We start from the raw sequence: 21,725 nt of genomic DNA on the forward strand, positions 1-21,725 counted from the left end.
TGCTCCCAAACTGGTTCAGTCTGGGAAATCCCATGCAATTCGCGTGCTAGGCGAGTTGCGTCAGCTCTTTGCGCGGACCGCGTCGGCCACCTCGTTGACGGCCTTCTCCATCTCGTCAGCCTTCTCGGCCTCGGCCATGACGCGGACGAGCGGCTCGGTGCCGGACTTGCGGATGACGAGGCGGCCGGCCTTGCCGAGGCGTTTTTCGACGGCAGAGATCGTCTCCTGAACCTCTTCATTGTCGAGTGGATCGGCCCCGGTATAGCGCACATTGACCAGCTTTTGCGGCACCGGATCAAAAACCCGCGAGACCGTGGAGAGCGGCTTGTCATTGCCGACCATGAAGGCCAGCACCTGCAGCGCGGCGATCAGGCCGTCACCGGTTGTCGTATAGTCAGACAGCACGATGTGGCCGGACTGTTCGCCACCGAGATTGAAGCCGCCCTCGCGCATTTTCTTGACAACATAACGGTCCCCGACCTTGGTGCGCTCAAGCTCCAGGCCGAGCTTTCCCAGGTATTTCTCAAGGCCGAGATTGGACATGACGGTGGTCACGACCCCATCGCGCGAGAGCAGGTCACGCTCTTTCCAGTGCGTTGCGATGAGGGCGATCAGCTGGTCGCCATCGATCTCCTCACCCTTCTCGTCAATCAGGATGCAGCGGTCGGCATCGCCGTCCAGCGCAATGCCGATATCGGCGCGATATTTCAGGACTGCATCGCGCAGGGCGAGTGTATCCGTGCTGCCGACCTCGCGGTTGATGTTGAAGCCATCCGGCGAGACGCCAATGGGGAACACTTCGGCGCCCAGTTCGTAGAGGGCGGCGGGCGCCACCTTGTAGGCGGCACCGTTCGCGCAATCGACGCAGACCCGCAGGCCCGACAGGCGCATGCCACGCGGGAACGTGGCTTTCACGATCTCGACATAGCGTGCCTGGGCATCATCGATGCGGCGCGCCCGGCCAAGTTCGGCGGGCGTGGCGAGCTTGTCGTCGAGGGCGCGGTCCATCCGGCTCTCGATTTCCAGTTCGATCTTGTCCGACAGCTTGTAGCCATCCGGACCGAACAGCTTGATGCCATTGTCCTCGAAGGCATTATGGCTCGCCGAGATCATCACGCCGAGATCGGCCCGCAATGAGGTGGTCATCATGGCGACGCCGGGCGTCGGCAAGGGGCCGAACAGGGTGACGTCCATACCAACGGCGGTGAAGCCGGCCACAAGAGCCGGTTCGAGCATATAGCCCGACAGCCGTGTATCCTTGCCGATCACGACTGAATGGCGCCGTGCGCCGCCACGGTGAAAGTACTTGCCGGCAGCCATGCCGAGCCGCATCGCGATTTCGGGGGTCATGGGTGGGGTGTTCGCCCTGCCGCGAATGCCATCCGTGCCGAAATACTTACGCGACATGAGCGTCTCCCTGAAACTGTGCCATTCGGGTCACGCTCCGGTGACTGCCACACTTCATGGAGGCCTGCCAAGCGTGGTTTGCCCTTGAAACAGTGCTTTATGACTGCATGAATAAAGCCAGATTAAGATTGGGAGATGGCAAATGAAAATTCCTAAATTTCTTGCAATACTTGTAGCCGGGATCACTCTGGCAAGCTGCGAGTCCATTCCGGAAGACCAGACCATTGCCGAATATTGTGCCACTTCAGATCATTCGAGCGAAGCGATCTGCCGGATGAATGTCGAGGTCGAGGGCAATACGACAGCGCTGGCCGACACCAAGCTCAGTCTCGAGGAAGCGCGTGCGATCGCGGAAGCCGCCCGCAGTTCGGCGAATGAGGCAAACCAGGCCGCCGCCTCGGCCCAGCAGAGCGCAGACGAAGCACTGGCCCGCGCCGATGAAGCGCTCAGCATGAGCGATCTCGACTGCATGACGAATACAATCAACCAGTCCGACACCGGCACCTGCCCGACAGGCTATACGGTGATGGGCTGCACGCAGACCCGTTACACGACGCGGGCCGGCGGGCTGTCCTTCCTGCGGGAACTCGACAATGACCAGTGCCGCTTCAACAGCCAGGTGCTGGAGATGGATGTTCGCTGCTGCCGCCGGGCGAAAAGCGACCGGGTCGATGCGACGCCGGTGCCCGCTGACTCCTGATCCGGCCGGGCGTGAATGGCCTGAATGCAAAAAGCCCCGCCAGCGTCATGCTGTGCGGGGCTTTTCTTTTGGGGTGGCCCTCGAGGGGGATGGCCGCATCAAACGACCGACCCGGCCATCAGCATGGCGAGACCGGCAAGACCGGCCGCAAGCGGCAGGCTGAGGAGGGCGGCGATGAAGCCCTGGGTGGCTTCGGCACGGGAGGAAACGCTCATTATTTTTATCCTTCAAGCTTTTCAGAACGGACACGATGATCCGCTCTGCACCATCATATAGCGCAGCCCTGAATATTAATCAATGAATGATTTTAAAATTATTTAGCGTTTATTCTCGGCCGTTATGTCGACCCCATGTTTCAGCCCGGCGATGATGATGTCGAGAACGCCGTTGAGTTCGCGTTTCAGCTTGGCCAGGGTCAGCAGCGAATAGAGCTGCGGAAACCGGAATTTCATCAGCGCCGACTGGATCATTTCGGAGATGAAGGTCGTGTCAGTGATCGGTGCGAACGTGCCAGCTGCAACGCCATCCTCAAGGATCTGGTTGAGATAGATGCGCTCCTGCGCCAGGCCTTCATTGAAGAAGAGCGGACGCTCCTCTTGCAGCACCTCTGCAACTTCAAGGATCTTGGCATCCTTCTCGATCGCATCATAGCTGTGGGTCAGCCCGTACTCGAAAACCCTGCGCAGGCGCTCCGGAGCCGGCCTGTCCTCGCGGGCGATCTCGGCATAGGTCTGGTAAAGTTCCAGATTGAATTTCCGCGCCATTGCTTCGGCGATGTCGATCTTCGAGGCGAAGAAACGGTAGATGTTACCGGCCGACATGCCGCAATCACCGGCGATTTCAGACATCGTGGTTTTACCATAGCCATAATGCACGATACGGTTCATTGCGGCTTCGAGGATTTGCTGTCTGGTGTCGGTTTTGTCATTCATGGGACACAGAGTAAGGGAATTGTCTGAATGATCAACGAATTCTTCAGCGCACTTGCTGCGAAAGACAGCGGGGCAGCATGCAGACCATAGGGATTCTGGGCGGCGGCGCCTGGGGCACAGCACTGGCTTATACCGCTCATCAGGCTGGGCGCGATGTCCGTATCTGGGCACGTGAGCCGGAGGTGGCTGCCGATCTTGCCGCAGGGCGCGGCAATCCGACCTTCCTTTCAGGAATCGAGCTACCGGCGATGGCCGCCTCGACCGACCTGGCGGACATGGCCGGCGTGGATGCCATTCTCTCGGTCGTCCCGGCCCAGCATGCGCGCGGCGTTTTCGAGACGCTCGCCCCCCACATCGATGCCGGCGTGCCCGTCATGCTGTGCTCGAAGGGGATCGAGAAATCGACGCTGAGCCTGATGACCGATGTGCTGCAGCAATCCATTCCGCAGGCTGTGCCGGCGGTGCTGTCCGGCCCGAGTTTCGCCGCCGACGTGGCGCGTGGCCTGCCGACGGCTGTGACGCTCGCCTGCGAGGACAAGCCGCTGGGCGAAGCGCTGGTGAAGGCGATCGGCCGGCCGACCTTCCGTCCCTACTGGTCGGATGACCTCGTCGGTGCAGAAGTCGGCGGGGCAGTGAAGAATGTGCTCGCAATTGCCTGCGGGATTGTCGAAGGCCTCGAGCTTGGCCGCTCGGCCCATGCCGCGCTTATCTCGCGGGGCTTTGCGGAGATGACGCGGCTGGCGGTCTCGATGGGGGCCGATGCGCAGACGCTGGCCGGGCTGTGCGGCCTGGGCGATCTTGTGCTGACCTGCTCCTCGACCCAGTCGCGGAATATGAGCTTTGGCAAGGCCCTCGGTGAAGGCCGCAAGCCCGAGGACATCCTCGCCGAGCGCAATAGCGTAACCGAAGGCGTTGCGACGGCGCCTGCGCTCATCGAGCTGGCCGAACGTCAGGACGTGCAGATGCCGATCTGCCAGGCCGTTAACGAGATTCTCGCCGGACGTGCCAGCCTCGAGGAAGCGATGACCGCGCTTCTCTCACGACCGTTTACCCAGGAAGGACTATGACATGCCGCTGTTTCTCGTAAACGCCCGCGACAAGCCCAACGCTCTCGATCTGCGTATGGAGAACCGCCCGGCACACCTTGACTGGGCCAAGGCGCATGCCGACCGCATCTGGATGGCAGGCCCTGTCTTTTCCGATGATGGCGAGACCTTTGCCGGATCGACCTTCGTCGTCGAGTTCGACAGCCTGCATGAGGCCGAAGCCTGGGCCGCCAATGATCCCTATGCCGAGGCGGGCCTGTTTGCGAGCGTCGAGATCGTGCCGTTCAAATGGCTGCTGGGGGATGGGAAACGGGAGCAATGAGGCTCTTCGTCAGCGGCAATCTGAACTATTCCAGCTGGTCCATCCGGGCGCTGCTGGTGGCGCGGCATGTCGGCCTGGACGCGCGCGAGGAGATCGTCCCGCTCGACTTTCCCGACACGGTGGACCGGCTGGCTGCGCTCAGTCCGAGCCGCAAGGTGCCGCTTCTCCTCTGGGACGATGAGTCGGTGTGGGATTCGCTGGCGATCATCGAATGGCTGGCCGAGCGTTTTCCCGGCAAGGTGTGGCCTGAAGACGCCCGGGCGCGCGCCCGGGCTCGTAGCATCTCGGCGGAAATGCATTCCGGCTTCCCCGCGCTGCGCAAGGCCTGCCCGATGGACATCCGCTCGCGGCATGCCACGCTGGAGTTGACCGAGGCGCTGACGGCCGACATTTCCCGCGTCGACAGGATCTGGAGCGAGACCCGCGAAGACTTCGGCGCTGGCGGGCCCTTCCTTTTCGGAGACTGGTCGGCGGCTGATGCCGTCTATGCGCCGGTGGTGACCCGCTTCATCACCTATGACCTGCCGCGCAGTGACAAGGCGCAGGCCTATATGGATGCCGTTATGGCGCATCCGCTGATGGTGAAACTGGCCGAAGAGGCAAAGGCCGAACCGTGGTGGATCCATTATGGCCCGGACGGGCGCAGCTCGGGCTTTATCCCTTCGGAAGGTTCATGAGGTCATAACCGAGGTCGAAGCGGAACAGCTCCTTTACCCGCGCCCGGTAAATCTCCAGCGCCTCGCCTGAGAACTGCTCTTCCAGCGGTGTCTTGCGGAACTGCAGGACGTTTGCCTCAGCCTCCGGGTCGACCTTCTTTGCCATGGCTTCCTTGGTGCCGGCCTTCAGCGCGGCATCGATGGCTTCCGGTTTCAGCGCGATTTTCCAGTGCGCGGCCATGCCGCCAATAATGGCGCGTGGATTGGCGCGTGTGTCCTCATAATGGACGCGGTAGATCCTGTCGCCGGCCGACTCCATCACCTCGCCCCAGCGGTTCCAGAAGCGCGCCAGCCAGTAGAGGTCGCAGCGATAGATCGCGCCGGACGGGTCGCCGCGCAGATAGTCCAGCCAGTCGACATCGAGTTCGTGGTTCCACTTGGCATGGTGGCTGGCGAGAATGCTCATCGGGTGGCGGACGAAGAGGACATAAGGCGGAAGGCCCGCAAGCAGGCGCGCCCACCCCCAGTCTGCAAGCCGGTGCGGAATGGTGTGGCTGAAGGCCAGCCGCGGCAGCTCCGGAAACGTCGGCTTGTCCTTCGGCCAGCCGATATAGGGCCGCACGGCGTTCTCGGAAAAATACTTCGGCCGCTCCACGCCGAACGTGTCCGCCAGTGCGACGGCGAACATGTATTTCACCCAGTGAGTGCCGGAATTCTTCGACGTGACCAGCACGCCATCGAACTTGCGATGGCGCAGCAGGGAGAAGTTTCCCCAATTGTCCTTGCGAAGGCGTTTGGCGTAGGCGGGTTCCATCCCAACGCTTGTATGGGCGCCCGCAGGGCCTGCCAAGCCGTCAGTTCAGCCCGGCCTTGTGGCGCCAGATCTGGATCAGGTCCCGCTCTTCCGCGCTGACCTTGCCGTCCGAGACGGCAATGTTTTCCAGCATGGCGCAGAGATCATCGAATTCCTTCATCCCCATGCCGGGCGTGCGTACCACGATATCGCCCATACGCGACATCACGGCATGCGGGGCAGGGGCTTCGCGCAAGCGCCAGCCCGCTTCGACGAGCCAGTCCTGCGCTTCCTTGTCTGTGAAACCGAAATGGTCGATCAGCTCTGCCCGTATGGCGGCTTCCTGCGTATCAGTGACGGTACCGCGCGTGCGGGCGATTTCGAGCATCATGATCGTGGCCGCCTCGCGCGGATCTGACACGGCCTTCAGACCAGTCTTGCGGGCGCGGTTCTGGAAGCCATGCTTTCGCGGCATGTTCGCGACCGTCTTTGCCGCGCGGTAACCGCCGCGTGCGGCCCCCGAGATCATCTTGATCCGCCAGTACCACACGGCAATGAAAGTCAGTAGCCCGAGCAGGGCTATCAGGATATGCATAAAAAACTCCCCGATAGGGTCTGCCGGGGAGTGTAAAAGCGCTGGCGCCGGAAATGAAGCGCCAGTTTCAAGTCAATTCCCTATTGCGAACCGCCGCCTGTGTCGGCACCGCCCATTTCGGCCTGGGCTTCCTTCATGTGCGCCTGGGTGACGACGTAGGCACGGATGGCCTCGGCATCTTCCGGGGTTACCACATCAGAGAAGGAGACCATGCCGTTGTCGGCGAGGTTTCCGTCCAGCACGACGCCTTTCCAGGCTTCTTCGCTGGCGGTGTATGACGACCAGCGAAGGTCCGGCAGAACGCCTGAGGAAATGCCCAGCATGCCGTGGCAGACCGAGCAGTTACGCGAGTAATGGACGAGGCCCGCCTGCAGCATCTCTTCGTCACCGAACACTTCGGTTTTCGGTTCCGGCGTGACGAGCAGGTCGGTGTCGAGCGGTGGGATCGTGCCTTCGCCGCCCAGCTTGAAGGTGATCACCTTGCCCACGGCCGGCGGAACGGCGTCGTTGAAGAGGAAGCCGGCCGCGAGGCCGAAAGCGTGGCCCCAGCCTGTGGTGATGGTGACATATTGCTCACCGTCGATCTCATAGGTCATCGGTCCGGAGAGCGCGCCGGAGTTCAGCTGATCGCTCCATAGCTTCTCGCCGGTGGCCGCATCATAAGCAATGAAGGTGCCGTCGAGACGGCCCTGGAAGACTACGCCGCTTTCGGTCGACAGGATGCCGCCATTCCAGGCCGCCGGGTGATCGACGGACCAGCGGGCTTCCTGCTTGACCGGGTCCCAGGCAACCAGCTGGCCCTTGGTGGCTGCGCGCAGGGCCTGAACTGTGCCTTCCGGATAGCGGAGCGGCATGCCGGCGGAGAAGTCCATGCCGGTGTTCCACTTGGCCGGCTTCGACTTGAAGCGCGGGTCGGTGACGTAGGCCTGGCCCAGCTCCTGGACTGGGATATAGACCAGTCCGAGTTCCGGGTTCATCGCCATCGGGTGCCAATTGTGCGCGCCATAAGGCGCAGGCACCTGGACGAAACCATTATAGGTCGCCGGATCATTGTTGCGGGCTTCCGGATTCTCGATCGGGCGGCCGTCTTCATCAAGACCCTCTGCCCAGTTGATTGTGGCGAAGGGTTCGCCCGAAATCAGTTCGCCTGTCTCTGCATCGATGACATAGAAGAAACCGTTTTTCGGGGCCTGCATGGCAACACGGCGCCTCTCGCCATCCTCGCCAACCGGCAGGTCGGCCAGCATAATGTGCTGGGTCGCCGTATAGTCCCAATTGTCGCGCGGCGTGGTCTGATAGTGCCAGTTATATTCGCCGGTATCGGCATCGACCGCGACGATGGAAGAGACAAACAGGTTGTCGCCATCGCCGTCCGGGTCGCGCAGGTCGGCATTCCACGGAGAGCCGTTGCCGACCCCGAAGATGACCTGGTCATTCTCGGTGTCATAGACGATCGAGTCCCAGACAGTGCCGCCACCGCCATCGGTGACCCAGGCGCCGTCGTCCCCCCAGGTGTCGTTGGCGAGTTCGGCAAAGATCGCATCGGAGGCCGCGCCATCCGGTTCCTTGTTCGGGTTCGGCACGGTGTAGAAGCGCCAGGAAAGGTCACCCGTTTCGGCGTCATAGGCGGAGAGGTAGCCGCGCACGCCCAGTTCGGCGCCGCCATTACCGATCAGGACATTGCCCTTCACGATGCGCGGGGCACCGGTGATTGTGTAGGGTTTGGACTGGTCGACCGTGACCTTGCTCCAGATCACATCGCCGGTCTCCGCGTCGAGCGCCTGCAGTCGGCCGTCGATCACACCGAGATAGAGCTTGCCGTCATAGACGGCGACGCCGCGGTTCACGACATCGCAGCAGGCCTTTACGCCAACCGCCTTGTCGACTTCAGGGTCATGGACCCAGAGCTCTTCACCCGTCACAGGGTCGAGCGCATAGACGACCGACCAGGAGGAGGTGAGGTACATGACGCCATCAACGACGACCGGCGTCGACTCGATGCCGCGTCCGGTCTTCAGGTCATAGGTCCAGGCGGGGGCAAGGTCGGAGATATTCTCCTTTCTGATGCCGGTCAGGCCGGAATGGCGCTGTTCGTCATAGCCGCCATTATAGCTCAGCCACTCTTCAGGTGTTGCCGCTGCGTTGAGGAGGCGCTCGCCGTCAACGTCAGCGGCAGGCGCCTGCGCATCGGCCGGTGCCTCAGTCTGGGCCTCGTCGGACACTGTGTCTGTGTTCGCTGTGTCTTCGGTTGAATTGCCGCACGCCGCCAGCCAGAGCGCTGACAGGGTTGCTGTCGCAAGCAGTCGCATGGATGTCATGGTCACTCCCGGTGTTTCCCTCTGTGGCCGGCCCGTTCTGCATGCGGGTCTGACCATTTCCGGGTTATGCTACGGAATTGGGCGCACTTGTCGAGATGGACCCAAGGTAAGGTGCGGCTCAGCCGCCGGCAGCAGAGAGCAGGTCAGCTTGCGCGCCATTGATCGCGGCGGCGATCTCGGTCTGCCAGGCTTCAATTGTCGTGGCATCCGACGCGCCGGGCGGGAAGTTGACCGACCGCGATGCGCTGACGACGCCGCCGACGAGCCTGTTGCCAGATTTGCGAAAGCCGGCCAGGGCTTCTCCGGCGCCAGCGCCTTGCGCGCCGTAGCCGGGAACGAGGAAAAGCGCGTCCGGCGCAAGCATGCGAAGGCGTCTCGCTTCGTCGGGGCCCGTGGCGCCCGTCACCAGCATCAGGCCGGACCAGCCGCTTTCGCCTTTCAGGCGGTCGATCATCGGGGCCAGCGCCTCGACCACGCGTTCGAAAAGTGGCGCGCCCTCAAGCGATTTCGACTGGAAATCCGCCGAGCCGGGATTGGAGGTCCGGGCAAGCACGATCACGCCCTTTCCGCTCGCCTCAGCGGCGGCGACGTGCGGCTCGATCGTGTCGATCCCCATATAGGGATTGATGGTCAGCGCATCACAGGCAAAGGGCGCATCGGCTGTGAGAAAGGCCGAGGCATAGCCCTCGGCGGTCGATCCGATGTCCCCACGCTTGGCATCCGCGAGAACGACGAGCCCGGAATCGCGTGCTGCTTTGAGAACGGTGGCAAGCGCTTTCATCCCCTGCCAGCCATGGCGTTCGAAAAAGGCGACCTGCGGTTTGACGACGCCGGCGCGGCCTTTTACGGCCTCGACCATGGCCAGGCCCCAATTCTCGATGCCTTCGGGCGTGTCACCGCCGAAAAGTTGAGGAATGCGGCCCGCATGCGGGTCGATCCCGACGCAGAGGGGGCCGAACTCTTCCGTCGCGGCCACAAGCCGGTCAGCGAAGGCGTTCATGAGTTGGTGCCGACATGACAGGCAACCTTCACGACCTGAAGGTTCTGGCGGGCCCGGTCTGCCGCGCCGCCATAGGACTGCGCATCGATGGGAAGCGGACGGTCGCCCAGCGGCTCGACATTCATCTTTTCGAGGAATGCGCCGATCGCTTCCGGTGAGGCGCTGTAGATGCGGCCCCGGCGCGGGCTTTCGGCAATGATCACGCCGCGAACCTTGCCATTGGCGTCATAGACGGGTCCGCCGCTCAGACCGCCAAGCGGGCCTTCCAGATCACTTGTCCGGCCGGTTTCAGCCCAGGCGAGAACAGACTCCTCACCGCTGCGCAGGCCGCTCGTGATCAGACGCGAGCGTGAAATGAGACGGCTGGCCGCTTCGCCCGGACGCCCCTGCGGATATCCCACATGAAACCCATACGACCCGACGCGCAGGTCGGGTGACGTATCGAGCGCGACCGGCGCAAGGCTCGGCCTGGCCGTGAGCAGGGCGAGGTCGCTGGTCTCCGACATGTCGATGTCTTCCACCGGCAGATACTGGCCGGGCGCGACCAGCAGGGAGACATCATCGCAGCCTTCGACGACATGGCGTGCGGTCAGATACTGGCCATCGGCATTGATGGAAAAGGCGGTGCCGATCCCGTCTTTCGGGCTTTCGACGCGCACCAGTACGGTTTCGTCAAAAGAAGAGGGCGGCGGCAGGGTGGCGCCTTCGCGTTCGATGGAGTCTGGCGTGGCGGGCGGTGCATCTTCATCCGGCGTGCTGACAAACACGCCGCCAACAATGGCGAGCAGAGCAAGCGTGTAGACCAGCCAGTCGGGGATGAAACGCAAAAGCCGTCCTCCTCCTAGAAGCGTTGAAGTGCCGGATCCCAGAGCCCGGCGGCGAGAAGCATTGCACTCGCCAGTTTTGTCGAAATCAAGACAATGGCGGCACCGGCTTCATCTTCCTGTATGCGCCTGGGAAGGTCGCGCAGCAAGAGGTCGGTCAGCCGGTAGGCGAGCAGTTGCAGGATGAGCGCGACCATTCCCCACAGCATGAGATCAAGCAGAGACACGCTGGAGGCGAGGCACGAGGCGAGCGGGATCGCCAGACCGAGAATGGCGCCCGCCAGGGCCAGGCCCGCTGTGGCATTTCCGCCCTTTACCAGGGCGAGTTCCTTCCACGGTGTGAGCAACACGTAGATCGTCGATGCCAGCAAAAGCATGGCGCCAGCTGTTCCGGTCCATATCAGGAATGTCGGAAAACCAGCCTGGAACGACTGCAAAACTGAACCCATGCGCGCCTCGGACTGTTGTCTTTTCAAGCTTTGTCCTAAACAAGCCCGAAGCCTCACTCAAGAACATTGGAGCAAACATGCTGCATCGCGGGAAAACAGCGCTTGTTACAGGGTCTACCAGCGGCATCGGCAAGGCGATCGCTGAAGCGTTTGCAGCAGAAGGGGCAGATATCGTCCTGAATGGCCTGGTGAAGCCCGGCGAGGACGAAGCGCTGGTCGCCGATTTCGAGACGCGCTTCGGCGTGAAGGTAGGCTTTTCCGGCGCCGACCTGACAGATCCCGAAGCGATCGAAGGCCTGATCGGCTATGCAACGCGCGATTTTGGCGGGGTCGACATTCTCGTCAACAATGCCGGGGTTCAGCATGTCGCCCCGATCGAGGATTTCCCGGTCGCTAAGTGGGACCTGATCATCGGCCTCAACCTCACGGCAGCGTTCCACACCACACGCATGGTGATGGCGCCGATGAAGGAGAAGGGCTGGGGCCGGATCGTGAATACCGCCAGCGCCCATGCCCTCGTCGCCTCGCCCTACAAGGCCGCCTATGTCGCTGCCAAGCACGGCATTGCGGGCCTCACCAAGGTGGTCGCGCTGGAAGGCGCCGAGCATGGCGTGCGCTGCAATGCGATCTGCCCGGGCTATGTCCACACCCCGCTGGTCGATGCCCAGATCACGGATACGGCCAAGGCGCGCGGCATCAGTGAGGAAGAGGTCAAGAATGACGTCCTGCTCGCGGCCCAGCCGACCAAGCAGTTCGTCACCGCCGAACAGGTCGGCGCGATGGCGGTCTTCCTGACCAGCCCGTCCGGCGACCAGATCAATGGCGCGCTGATGCAGATGGATGGCGGCTGGGTGGCGCAGTAGAAGCCGCTGGCGCTGCAATATTCGTTACACTTTCAAATTCGTTCCAAAGTCTTCCTATTCAGCGAGGGTTCATCTATGGCGAAAGAGGGTAAGCTGAATTCTGGAGGGAGGGCTCAATGCACAAGACCATGACTATCGTAAGCGGCGCAGTTCTGCTGGCAGGCGCAGCCAGTGCGCAGATTGTGGAGTTGCCGGAGACGTTCAACCGGTTCGATATTTCCGGTGTGAAGCTCGGTGATTCGCCAGACACTGTCATCGCAGCGCTCAGGGAGCGCGGCTATGAATGCGATTTTTCCCTGATGGTGAATGCCGACGGGACATTGATCAATTCCAACGGCAATGCCGGGTCGATGGTCTGCAAGACGACGGCGCAGGTAGAACAGCGCAGCGGACGGGCCTATCCCCGCGCGGAGGTGGTTGTGGATTTCGGCAATCGGGACCTCTCCGGCACAGGGACCGACGCCAGCAAGGTCTTCGCCACCTTGATCGAGTTCAAGGAGAATTATCCCGACAAGCCGAGCGTCGATACGATCGATGCGCGCCTGCGGGGCAAGTATGGCGAGCTCGATTATCATGACTACTATCAGAAATGGTCCAAGAGCGGCGCTTCGGCGCCAGACCTTGAAGAGCGCAAGTCTGCCTACAAGGCAAAGGAACGGGAATGCGACAGCATTCCGAGGAGCGAGCGCATCGCAAAGCTGGAATGCTCTCTGGCCGAGGCCGAGCTGCAATACGACTATCTCGCCGGCCGGCCTGCCGACCTGGAGGCGAGATACTTCAGCGCCGATCCCGATGACAGCTACTCGAAGATCAGGATCACCGCGAACTGGAGTCACTGGGGCGCGGTCATGACGCGTCGCAGCATAGCGGCGGGCACCGAACGGTCGCTGGATGAAGAACGAGCGGAACCAGAGATCGACGAGGATGTCGAAACGACCTTCTAGGAGAAGGCGCCACCCCGCCCCGCGAAGAGGGTCGGGGTGGGGGATGGGGCTTCACGCATAGATATCGTGCAGAGCCCGCCATGGGGTTCGACCTCGTTCAACATGCGGGCGGCTTCCGATGCATTTGCGGATGTCTCAAACTTTCCGCGCGCGTAGGGGCTTAGTTCTCCACGCCCTCCACCTTGCAGACCCCGGCCTTGTAATCCCCCACAACGCGGATGACCTCGTCGCCCTCGGGTTCTTCGCGCTGGCCTGTGATGAGGTCGTTCAACACGCGCTCGACGAGGCTGTCGAGGCGGGTGACGACGTAGCAGTCGACGGTGGGTTCGGCGTGGGCGTTGCCGACGCCGCTATCGTCGGTGAGGAAGAGATAGCGCCCGCCGGTGATCTGGCCCATGGCGCGCATCAGGAATTCGGCGGTGTCATCGACGCCGCTCGCGGCCAGCGGCACGATATGGATGCCGCGCGTGCGGGAATAGAGCGCGCTGTCCCAGGTCGCCTGGATGTCCTCGTCATGCGGCGGGGCATCGGCGACGAGCATGTTCACCTTGATCGCATCATCACGCCAGTCGAAGTCGAGGCCGGTTTTCATCGCGTCCTGCATGGCTTCCGGGAAATCCCCGCCGCCGGACGCGCTCTGGGCCTCAAGGTCCTCCATGAATGCGTCGAGATCGCCGGTGAAATCGAAATCGCGCACGACATAAACGTCGCCGGTGTCGCGATAGACGATCAGGCCGGCATGGATGTCGAGCCCGCCATGACCTTCGCGCACGCGGTCGAGAATGGCGAGCAGTTCGCTCTGCAGGTAGCGCATCTCGTCGCTCATCGAGCCTGTCGCATCGATGGTGAGCAGCAGGTCGAGCTTCTCAACCTTCGGCGCATCGCTGTCGAAGCTCAGCGTCACCTTTTCCGGCGTGTCGTCTGCCGTGAGGTCGATGGTGTGGGAAATGCCGCGTCCGTTCGGCGCGGATGCCTGCAGCGTGATGGCATCGCCCAGCGCATCGAACTCCGGATACAGGAAGACCTGCCCTTTCGCGCCTGTCACTAGCGGAAACATGGTCTCGCCGTCAGCATCCTGAACGAGGATTTCGGCGAATGGCATCGGCTTGCCGAGCCGGTCGGTCAGGCGGATTTCGAGCCGGTCCTGTGCATCGACATAGGGCAGATCCTTGCGGCCAAGCGGCCCCTGCAGCGCCTTGTCGAGATACGCCTTGTAGAGGCCGGGATTGAGCAGGTCGTCATAATCGCCGGCCGTTAGCGTGCCTGACTGAGGCAATGGTTTTGGTGTGCTCGGCTCAGGGCCCTCTGGCGGGGCCACGGTCGGCGCTTCGGCCCGTTCTGCAGCTGCCTCGGAAGGTGGCGGCGGTGGCGGAGGAGGTGGAGGCGACGGCGGGGGTGAGGCCGGCACTGGTGCAGCATCGCCACCGCTCGACCCGGTCACGACAATCTCGTCAGAGTCCGATGCCTCTCCTGTAGCACAGGCTGCTACACCGATCAGCGCGGCAGCAGCCACGGCGCTCCATGCAATGGTCCTCATATGCGTCCCCTTCGTCTGCATTTCGCAAAGCTAGGCCGCAAATTCTGACACAATCAAGGCACTGGTCGGGAGGATTGGCCCTATTCGCTTTCGGCTTCCTCTGGCACAGGCGCGATGCGCAGGCCGGTGATCTGGTTGCGCGTCTTGCGGATGACGTCGAAGCGGTGGCCGTGGAAGGCAAAGCGCTGGCCGGGTTCCGGAATGGTCTGGGCTTCGTGAATTAGCAGTCCAGCCACGGTAATCGCTTCCTCGTCCGGCAGGTCCCAGCCCGTGGCGCGGTTCAGATCGCGGATCGTGACCCAGCCTTCGACCATGACGGAGCCGTCGGCCTGCGGGCGGACACCCTGCACGGGCACGTCATGCTCGTCGCGAATGTCGCCGACGATTTCTTCCAGGATGTCTTCCAGCGTCAGCAGGCCCTGCAGCTCGCCATATTCATCCACCACGAGGGCAAAGTGATTGCGCTCCTTCAGGAAGAGGTCGAGCTGGTCCTGCAGCGGTGTTGTTTCGGGCACGAACCACGGTTCACGCAGCAGGTCCTGGAATTCCACATCGTCGACCGTGCCCTTCTGCTGGACGACGGCACGCAGCAGGTCCTTCATGTGAAGGATGCCGGTAATTTCGTCTTCCTCGGCATTGTAGAGCGGGATGCGCGTATGCGGGCTGTTCAGGGCTTGGCGGATGATGTCGGCGGGTGGGGCGGAGGCATCCAGCATGGTGATGTTCTTGCGGTGGATCATCACCTCCTCGACCGTCATGTCCTTGAGGTCGAGCGCGCCGACAAGGCGGTAGCGGTCGGCCTCGTCCACGCCCCCTTCGGAGTGGTGGAAATCGATCGTGCCGCGAATTTCCTCTTCGGCGGTGAAGGCCGAATCGGGGGCACCCGCTCCCACCATGCGGAGTGTGGCATTCACGACGGCCTGGATGAGAACCGTGATCCATGAGACCCCGGCGACGAGCCAGGAAATCGGCTTGCCGACCGACATCGCCATCGAGTCAGCGCGTGTGATCGCATAGGTCTTCGGCAGCACCTCGGCAAAAACGAGGACCAGCACCGTCATCACGGCGGTCGCGGCGGCGACGCCATAGGCGCCCGGCATGAGGCTGGCAAACAGGTTGGTCGCAAGCGCCGAGGCGAGAATGTTGACCAGATTGTTGCCAAGAAGGATCGCGCCGATCAGGCGTTCCCGGTCGGTGATCAGGGAATTGACGGCGGCTGCACGCTTGTTCCCGTCACGCTCAAGCTGGTGCATCCGGGTGCGGGAAGCGGCGGTGAGGGCTGTTTCAGAGCCCGAAAAAAATGCTGACATCCCGAGTAGTATCAGGATGGCGACAGCGGTTCCGATGATCATGGCTCAGCCCTGCTGAAGCTCCTCATTGAGAAAATCACGGACATCCGAGAGATCGGCGTCCGGCTGGATAAAGGCACGGCCCAGCCCGCGCGCCAGGATGAGCGGTACACGACCGGCCCGGGCCTTCTTGTCCTGTTTCATCGCTTCTGTCAGCGTTTCAGCTGGATAAGGCCCACCTGGCAGGCGATTGAGATGTGTCACCAGACCCGCACTTTCAAGCAAGCGGCTGGCTCTGTCGGCATCCTGACCGTTCATCAGGCCCTGACGGACCGAGTAGCGAAGCGCCAGGGCCATGCCGGCGGCGACCCCTTCACCATGCAGGAGCGAAGGTTTGAACCCGTTGGCCGCTTCAAGCGCGTGACCGAATGTGTGGCCGAGATTGAGCAGGGCGCGCACGCCGGCTTCGGTCTCGTCTTCAGAGACGATCCGGGCCTTCGCGGCGCAGGAAATGGCGACCGCTTCGCCGAGTGCTCCGGGGTCCAGCGCGACGACGGATTTTCCGTGTGTCTCCAGCCAGTCGAAGAAGTCCGGATCATCGATCAGCGCGTATTTCACGATCTCTGCATATCCGGCCAGACGCTCGCGCTCGGGCAGGGTGGAGAGAACGGAGGTGTCGGCAAGAACGAGTTGCGGCTGGTAGAAGGCACCGATCAAGTTCTTGCCCTGCCGCGCATTCACCGCCGTCTTGCCGCCAACCGAACTGTCGACCTGTGCAAGCAGGGTTGTGGGGATCTGCACGAATTTCATGCCGCGCTTCATCAGGGAGGCGGCCACGCCGGTCAGGTCGCCAACAATGCCACCGCCAAGGGCCACCAGCACATCGTCGCGGCCGGCCCCTTGCGAGAGCAGCCAGTCGAGCACCTCGCCCAGCGTCTGCCAGGACTTGGACTGCTCGCCCGGCGGTACCGTTTTCGTGATGGCGGCGAGGCCCGAGGCTTTCAGGCTTGCCGTCAGCGTGTCGCCGTGCAGGCGGGCGACGGTCTCGTCGCTCAGGACGAAGACCCGCGGCTGGCGCACCAGCGCAGAGATGTGACGCCCGGCCTCCTCAAGGAGGCGGTCGCCAATCAGGATGTCATAGCTTCGGTCTCCGAGATCGACCCGGACCTGTTTCGGTTCACTCATCGTTTCAGCCATGACGGGCCTTTGACCAGTCTTCAAGGGCGCGGAGGATCGCCTCCACCGTCGCCCTGTGCGGGCCTTCCTCGCTGCGGACCACGAGGTCGGCCTGTTCATAGATCGGGGCGCGCTCGCTCAGGAGGCGGCTGAGGACGCTTTTCGGGTTGTCTGCCTTGAGCAGGGGGCGATGGCTGCGCCGGGAGACGCGGCGCCAGAGCGTCTCAAGATCGGCATTGAGCCAGATTGTCACAGCTTTCTCACGCAGCAGGTCACGGGTCTCGGGATCGAGATAGGCGCCGCCGCCGGTCGCCAGCACGTGCGGCTCTTCATTCAGCAGGCGTTCGAGAACGCGCCGTTCGCCGCGCCGGAACTCTGTCTCGCCATGCAGGGTGAATATGTCCGAAATCGCAAGCCCTGCGGCCTTTTCGATCTCATTGTCGCTGTCGTAGAATTTGCGGTGCAGCTTGTCGGCAAGCCGTTTGCCCACGGTCGATTTGCCCGCACCCATAAGGCCGACAAGCGCAATGGTGCGGTCGGAAAGGGCCGCCTCAATTCTGCCAGCGTCTCCTGAGTAATTGCTCTTTGCGGTCATCGGGTTTTCGCTTCTCTACTGACTGTCCTATACAGTCTCGCACGAGGCGAGCAATGATTCCGGCAAATTCAGCGCCGGAGAGAGAGGTTTGACTTTGCGCAAGTGGTTTATCCTGTTCGGTGTCCTGGTATTGGGCGTTCTGGCGCTGCTGTGGTGGCTGGGTACCGAAGTCGAAGGCTCGATGCCTGATGAAGGGGAAGTGCGTATGGAGATCGATAATGTCTTCTAGGCTGCGTGCAGCCGCTGCCGCTCTCCTGTTTTGCAGTGCCTCCCTGCCGGCAACGGCCCAGATCGAAAGTGGAGGCCTGGGGGATATCAGTCCGTGGACAGCCAGCTTCCTTGAGCGGGGAGAAGACGGGCTTGGCCGGGACCTCTGGTCGAATTCCGACCCGGAATACCTGATTGCCCTGTTCGAACACATTGATGTCTCCCGGCTATCGCCAGCAGAGACGTCTCTGCTCAGTCTTGCGTTGCGGTCGCCAGCTCAGGCGCCGGAGGGCGACCTGGCCAACATGCTGCAGGCTGAACGCATCCGGTTGCTGCTGGCCCTTGGCGAACGCCGGGCTGCGGCATCGCTTGCCAGCCAGACGGGCGATGAGATTGAAGGCATCAATCCGGACGTGATCCTGTCGGACAACCGGCTGGCGCGTGGAGAGGTCGATGTTGTCTGCGCACAGGCCAATGTGACCGGCGATGGCCGGTTCTGGTCGGAACTGCGCGCGCTCTGTACCCTGAAAAATGGTGAGGAGGCTTCGGCCGAGCTTGCTATCGAGATTGCCGGCCAGCAGGAGGGCGCGGAGCCCTGGTTTACCGAGGCCGCAGTGTCTGTCCTGGCCGATCTCGACCCGGAAGACCGCCCGGCGGCCCGGTATGGGTCGGGCCTGGAAATGGCCATGTCCGAAATGGCCGGTCTCGAGCCCGATGGTGAGAGCCTGTCGCTTGCGCGTCCGGATCTGGCGCTGCTCATCGCAGAGGATGAGGGCCGTCCGCTGGCGCTGCGCCTCGCGGCCGCCGGAATTGCCGCCGAAGCGGGGCTCATTTCAGGCGAGCAGCATCGCGCGCTTTATGAAGCGCTGATCGAGGAAGAAGATTTCGAGCCGGAAACGCCCGTGGAGGCGGCTTTCGTCCTGCTGGCCCGGGAACCCGAGCCCGAGCCTGAACCCGTTTCCGAGATTGCTGCTGGCCCTGCTGGACCGGTCGATCTGAGGGCAATGACGGATGACTGGAGCGAACCGATCGAGCCGGAAGACCTCGAAGAGACTGAGGGAGCGAGTGAGGAAGAGGAAGGCCCTTCCCTGATCGCCCAGCAGGCCCTTGCCGTAAAATATGCGCTTGCCCGGTCGGCCTCCGATGCGGTGAGTTTTTCCGTGACAGCCCGCCTGTTCGAAGAGGCGTTGGATACGCTGCCGGCGGGCGAGGATACAGCAGACAGCGCTATCGTCTTTGCTGCCGCTGCCCTGGCCAGTGGCGATCTCGGGCTGACGATGACCTGGCTGGATGCCATCCCCGAGGACGCAGAGGACGCAACGCATTTCGAGGCGGCCCTGCTGGAGGGATACGCCCTTCTGTTTGGGGATCGCCGCGAAGCGTCAGACCTGGAGCCGCTTGTCAGCAGGCTTCTGGAGACAGGCTATGAGGAAAACCAGCGTCAGGCGGCGCTGCGGCTTTTCTCCGTCTGGTCTGGCTTTGATGTGCCGATGCCGGTCATGGCCCGTTCGGCGCTCACGCAGTCGCAGATAGAGGCTCCGCCGGTCGAGCCGGGTATCCTGCTTGGCATTAGCTCGGCTGAACGGGCGGGGGCGTCGGGCGAAGCGCTGCTGACCATCCTCACCCAGACCGATGGTCAGATCGAATCGCTGTCCGGACCGTCACTTGCTGTCCTGCTCGATACGCTCAAACAGATGGGGGCCGGAGAAGCGGCGCTGGCGCTCGCCCTGGACACGGGTGAGCTCTGGACCCTCGCGGCAGAGCGGAACTAGCGGCCCTGGAACTTGGCCTCGCGCTTTTCGAGGAAAGCCATCATCCCTTCGCGGGCATCTTCTGAGCGCATCAGCGGCAGTAGCTGCAGGAAGACATGGTGGACGTGCTCGGTGAACGGCTCCGACAGTCCCATCCGCATAAGGCGCTTGGATGCCTGAACGGCGAGCGGGGCATTGGCGGCGATTTCCTTCGCCAGCGCACGGGCTTCGTCCATCAGCGTGTCGTGCGGCACGACTTTCGCGCAGAGGCCTTCTTCCAGGCACTCATCGGCTTTCAGCGTGCGGCCGGTGAAGATGAGCTGCGATGCCTTCTCCCAGCCCAGCATACGCGGCAGAAACCAGGTCCCGCCACTTTCCGGCAGGATGCCGCGCTTGGTGAAGGCTGCCGCCATCTTGGCCTTGTCGGACATGATGCGGATGTCGCAACCGAGCGCGGTGTCCATGCCATAGCCGGCCGCGCCACCATTGATCGCGCAGATCGTGGGCGTGTCCATGTTGAACAGGATGGTGGGCGGGGTGTTGCGCAGGTCCAGGCTGGCTGATGAGACCGCGCCGGAGCCGATACCCTCGCCCTTGGTGGCGCTTTCGAGGTTCAGCCCTGCGCAGAAGGCGCGGCCTGCGCCGGTCAGGATCACGCAGCGGACCTCCGGATCGGCGTCGGCCTTGAGAAGGGCTTGCGACAATCCATCCAGCATCGGCCCGGAAATGGTGTTCATCCGGTCCGGCGCATTGAGTGTGACCGTCGCAACATGATCGGCGACCTCATAGATCAGCTCTTCGAAATTCGCAGCAGTGTCCGGCATGGCGTTCTCCCTGATTATTGGCGGAAGTCTAGCGCCAGAGCGCTGGCCTGCCTATCGGTGACGTGGGGTCTGCATGCGTGGGCTGGCGTCCTGCTCCAGCCCTTTGACCTCTTGCCGGCTTCTGGCAGAGATAAGGCAAGAGGACGGCTGGAGGGACCCTAATGGCCAGAATGCTTCGCCTGAACGCTGTAAGCGGCCTGATCCGATCCCGCCTCTGGGCCCAGATCCTTGTCGCAATGATGCTCGCCCTCACACTGGGCATATTGCTCTCGCCGGGCTCGGGGAGCCCCGTCGCTGTGGCGCCCGGCCAGATTGACAGTCTCGGCGAATGGGCGCGCCTGCCGGGCCAGATCTTCCTCAACATGATCCAGATGGTCGTTGTTGCGCTGATCGGCTCGTCCATCATCCTTGGCATTACATCCTCGAGCGATCCGGAATTCCTGAAGCGGGCGGCGACACGGATCGTCCCCTATTTCGTCGCCACCTCTGCCCTGGCCGTTCTGATCGGCATCGCCGTGGCGACCATCATCGAGCCGGGCCAGTATATCGACAGCAGCACGCTCGATCTTGCGCCCGTCCCGGACCAGACGCTGGTGGCTCCGATCGACCGTGTCCCGGCCACCGAGCAGATCGCAGAGCTTATCCCGTCCAATCTCCTCTCGGCTGCGGTTACCAAGAATCTGCTGCAGATCGTGGTCGCGGCCATCTTTGCCGGGATCGCGCTTATCTCGCTGCCGCGCGAAAAAACCGAGCCGGCCCTCCGGTTGATCCAGCTGGTGCAGGATGTATCGCTGAAGATTGTCGGCTGGGCGATGCGCCTTGCCCCGCTGGCGGTGTTCGGGCTCATTCTCGATTTCGTGCTGCGGGTCGGGATGAGCGCGCTCGTCGGACTGTCTGCGTATATTGCCACGGTCATTACCGGGCTTGTCATCCTGCTTGCGCTTTATCTGGTCATCGTGTCGGTCCTGGGCCGGCGCAACCCGTTTCACTTTGCGAGCAGGATCGCCGACGCCCAGCTGCTCGCCTTTTCGACATCAAGCTCGGCGGCCACGATGCCGCTCTCGCTGCGCATCGCCGAAGACCGCCTGCATGTCAGCCCCCCTGTCGCGCGCTTCATCATCCCCCTTGGTGCCACGGTGAACATGGACGGTACGGCGCTCTATCAGGTGGTCGCCGCACTCTTCATTGCGCAACTCTATGCGGTGGACCTGTCCTCGGTCGAGCTTGCGGTGCTCATCTTCACCGTAGTCGGTGCTTCGATCGGTAGCCCGTCGACGCCCGGGGTGGGCATCGTCATCCTCGCGACCATCCTGCAAGGGCTCGGCATTCCGGCGGACGGTGCCGCGATCCTTCTGGGTGTGGACCGTATTCTGGACATGTGCCGGACATCGGTGAACGTGTCGGGAGACCTCACGGCCTGCATCGTCATGGACAAGTGGCTGGGAGAGCGCCACGCCTTGCCAGAAGCGGTGCACTGACGGCGCAGCGCGGGCGGGC

General features: G+C 62.6%; 22 protein-coding genes. 9 read left to right on the plus strand and 13 right to left on the minus strand.

Annotated elements, in window-relative coordinates; genetic code table 11:
- Nucleotides 1–60: 60 nt before the first annotated feature.
- Nucleotides 61–1,407 carry a phosphoglucosamine mutase gene (glmM, locus tag Q1K29_RS04715; RefSeq protein WP_300391802.1) on the minus strand — a complete coding sequence of 449 codons (1,347 nt, stop codon included), beginning with the start codon at nucleotides 1,405–1,407 and terminating at the stop codon, nucleotides 61–63.
- A 142-nt stretch (nucleotides 1,408–1,549) separates the two neighbouring features.
- On the opposite strand from glmM, the gene Q1K29_RS04720 reads away from it, so the two are divergent.
- Entirely contained in the window at nucleotides 1,550–2,107 is a 558-nt protein-coding gene (locus Q1K29_RS04720) for a hypothetical protein (protein ID WP_300391803.1), read from the plus strand.
- A gap of 317 nt (nucleotides 2,108–2,424) precedes the next feature.
- On the opposite strand, the gene Q1K29_RS04725 is transcribed toward Q1K29_RS04720, so the two are convergent.
- Complete coding sequence (locus Q1K29_RS04725) at nucleotides 2,425–3,039, minus strand: TetR/AcrR family transcriptional regulator (RefSeq protein WP_300391804.1); 615 nt, start codon at nucleotides 3,037–3,039, stop codon at nucleotides 2,425–2,427.
- 77 nt (nucleotides 3,040–3,116) lie between these two features.
- Between Q1K29_RS04725 and Q1K29_RS04730 the strand changes: the two genes are divergently transcribed.
- Genes Q1K29_RS04730 through Q1K29_RS04740 form a run of 3 tightly spaced genes read left to right on the plus strand, consistent with a single transcriptional unit; the run spans nucleotide 3,117 to nucleotide 5,084 of the window.
- Entirely contained in the window at nucleotides 3,117–4,106 is a 990-nt protein-coding gene (locus Q1K29_RS04730; RefSeq protein WP_300391805.1) for an NAD(P)H-dependent glycerol-3-phosphate dehydrogenase, read from the plus strand.
- A 1-nt stretch (nucleotide 4,107) separates the two neighbouring features.
- Nucleotides 4,108–4,407, plus strand: a complete 300-nt coding sequence (locus Q1K29_RS04735) for a YciI family protein (RefSeq protein ID WP_300391806.1) — start codon at nucleotides 4,108–4,110, stop codon at nucleotides 4,405–4,407.
- Nucleotides 4,404–5,084 (plus strand): glutathione S-transferase, encoded by a 681-nt coding sequence (locus Q1K29_RS04740; protein ID WP_300391807.1) that lies wholly within the window; start codon nucleotides 4,404–4,406, stop codon nucleotides 5,082–5,084. The genes Q1K29_RS04735 and Q1K29_RS04740 overlap by 4 nt, the downstream gene beginning before the upstream one ends.
- Here Q1K29_RS04740 and Q1K29_RS04745 read toward each other — a convergent pair.
- From Q1K29_RS04745 to Q1K29_RS04770, 6 genes are all read right to left on the minus strand, one after another.
- Nucleotides 5,062–5,877 carry a sulfotransferase family protein gene (locus tag Q1K29_RS04745; RefSeq protein ID WP_300391808.1) on the minus strand — a complete coding sequence of 272 codons (816 nt, stop codon included), beginning with the start codon at nucleotides 5,875–5,877 and terminating at the stop codon, nucleotides 5,062–5,064. The two genes, Q1K29_RS04740 and Q1K29_RS04745, sit on opposite strands and share 23 nt — an antisense overlap.
- A 40-nt stretch (nucleotides 5,878–5,917) precedes the next feature.
- A complete protein-coding gene (locus tag Q1K29_RS04750) occupies nucleotides 5,918–6,451 on the minus strand; it encodes a TerB family tellurite resistance protein (protein ID WP_300391809.1) in 534 nt (177 codons plus the stop codon).
- An 80-nt stretch (nucleotides 6,452–6,531) separates the two neighbouring features.
- Nucleotides 6,532–8,769: a PQQ-dependent dehydrogenase, methanol/ethanol family gene (locus Q1K29_RS04755; protein WP_300391810.1), complete on the minus strand. Its 2,238-nt coding sequence runs from the start codon at nucleotides 8,767–8,769 to the stop codon at nucleotides 6,532–6,534.
- A 118-nt stretch (nucleotides 8,770–8,887) separates the two neighbouring features.
- Nucleotides 8,888–9,769, minus strand: coding sequence for an orotidine-5'-phosphate decarboxylase (gene pyrF / locus Q1K29_RS04760; RefSeq protein WP_300391811.1), 882 nt, complete (start codon nucleotides 9,767–9,769; stop codon nucleotides 8,888–8,890).
- Nucleotides 9,766–10,596, minus strand: a complete 831-nt coding sequence (locus Q1K29_RS04765; protein WP_300391812.1) for a serine protease — start codon at nucleotides 10,594–10,596, stop codon at nucleotides 9,766–9,768. Before Q1K29_RS04765 ends, pyrF begins: the two co-directional genes overlap by 4 nt.
- Nucleotides 10,597–10,610: 14 nt before the next feature.
- Nucleotides 10,611–11,042: a DUF350 domain-containing protein gene (locus Q1K29_RS04770; protein ID WP_300391813.1), complete on the minus strand. Its 432-nt coding sequence runs from the start codon at nucleotides 11,040–11,042 to the stop codon at nucleotides 10,611–10,613.
- A gap of 77 nt (nucleotides 11,043–11,119) precedes the next feature.
- Between Q1K29_RS04770 and Q1K29_RS04775 the strand changes: the two genes are divergently transcribed.
- Both Q1K29_RS04775 and Q1K29_RS04780 read left to right on the plus strand, forming a co-directional pair.
- Nucleotides 11,120–11,905, plus strand: a complete 786-nt coding sequence (locus Q1K29_RS04775; protein ID WP_300391814.1) for a 3-hydroxybutyrate dehydrogenase — start codon at nucleotides 11,120–11,122, stop codon at nucleotides 11,903–11,905.
- 116 nt (nucleotides 11,906–12,021) lie between these two features.
- On the plus strand, nucleotides 12,022–12,849 hold the full coding sequence (locus Q1K29_RS04780) for a hypothetical protein (protein ID WP_300391815.1): 828 nt from the start codon (nucleotides 12,022–12,024) through the stop codon (nucleotides 12,847–12,849).
- 160 nt (nucleotides 12,850–13,009) lie between these two features.
- Here the strand turns inward: Q1K29_RS04780 and Q1K29_RS04785 are convergent, their stop codons facing one another.
- The 4 genes from Q1K29_RS04785 to Q1K29_RS04800 all read right to left on the minus strand — a co-directional run bounded on the left by Q1K29_RS04785 (nucleotide 13,010) and on the right by Q1K29_RS04800 (nucleotide 17,446).
- The gene (locus Q1K29_RS04785) at nucleotides 13,010–14,386 is read right to left on the minus strand and encodes a vWA domain-containing protein (RefSeq protein WP_300391816.1); all 1,377 of its coding nucleotides are present in this window, start codon (nucleotides 14,384–14,386) and stop codon (nucleotides 13,010–13,012) included.
- A gap of 80 nt (nucleotides 14,387–14,466) precedes the next feature.
- Nucleotides 14,467–15,738, minus strand: coding sequence for an HlyC/CorC family transporter (locus Q1K29_RS04790; protein ID WP_300391817.1), 1,272 nt, complete (start codon nucleotides 15,736–15,738; stop codon nucleotides 14,467–14,469).
- Between the two features lie 3 nt (nucleotides 15,739–15,741).
- Nucleotides 15,742–16,860, minus strand: a complete 1,119-nt coding sequence (gene aroB, locus Q1K29_RS04795) for a 3-dehydroquinate synthase (protein WP_300391818.1) — start codon at nucleotides 16,858–16,860, stop codon at nucleotides 15,742–15,744.
- A 4-nt stretch (nucleotides 16,861–16,864) separates the two neighbouring features.
- Nucleotides 16,865–17,446, minus strand: coding sequence for a shikimate kinase (locus Q1K29_RS04800; RefSeq protein ID WP_300391819.1), 582 nt, complete (start codon nucleotides 17,444–17,446; stop codon nucleotides 16,865–16,867).
- Between the two features lie 88 nt (nucleotides 17,447–17,534).
- Between Q1K29_RS04800 and Q1K29_RS04805 the strand changes: the two genes are divergently transcribed.
- Together Q1K29_RS04805 and Q1K29_RS04810 are read left to right on the plus strand one after the other, a co-directional pair.
- Nucleotides 17,535–17,675 (plus strand): hypothetical protein, encoded by a 141-nt coding sequence (locus Q1K29_RS04805; RefSeq protein ID WP_300391820.1) that lies wholly within the window; start codon nucleotides 17,535–17,537, stop codon nucleotides 17,673–17,675.
- Nucleotides 17,665–19,425: a hypothetical protein gene (locus tag Q1K29_RS04810; RefSeq protein WP_300391821.1), complete on the plus strand. Its 1,761-nt coding sequence runs from the start codon at nucleotides 17,665–17,667 to the stop codon at nucleotides 19,423–19,425. Before Q1K29_RS04805 ends, Q1K29_RS04810 begins: the two co-directional genes overlap by 11 nt.
- Here the strand turns inward: Q1K29_RS04810 and Q1K29_RS04815 are convergent.
- Nucleotides 19,422–20,228, minus strand: coding sequence for an enoyl-CoA hydratase-related protein (locus tag Q1K29_RS04815; protein WP_300391822.1), 807 nt, complete (start codon nucleotides 20,226–20,228; stop codon nucleotides 19,422–19,424). The two genes, Q1K29_RS04810 and Q1K29_RS04815, sit on opposite strands and share 4 nt — an antisense overlap.
- A 161-nt stretch (nucleotides 20,229–20,389) precedes the next feature.
- Between Q1K29_RS04815 and Q1K29_RS04820 the strand changes: the two genes are divergently transcribed.
- Nucleotides 20,390–21,706, plus strand: coding sequence for a dicarboxylate/amino acid:cation symporter (locus Q1K29_RS04820; RefSeq protein WP_300391823.1), 1,317 nt, complete (start codon nucleotides 20,390–20,392; stop codon nucleotides 21,704–21,706).
- Nucleotides 21,707–21,725 lie beyond the last annotated feature (19 nt).

The organism is Henriciella sp. (genome assembly GCF_029937755.1).
Taxonomy (GTDB): Bacteria; Pseudomonadota; Alphaproteobacteria; order Caulobacterales; family Hyphomonadaceae; genus Henriciella.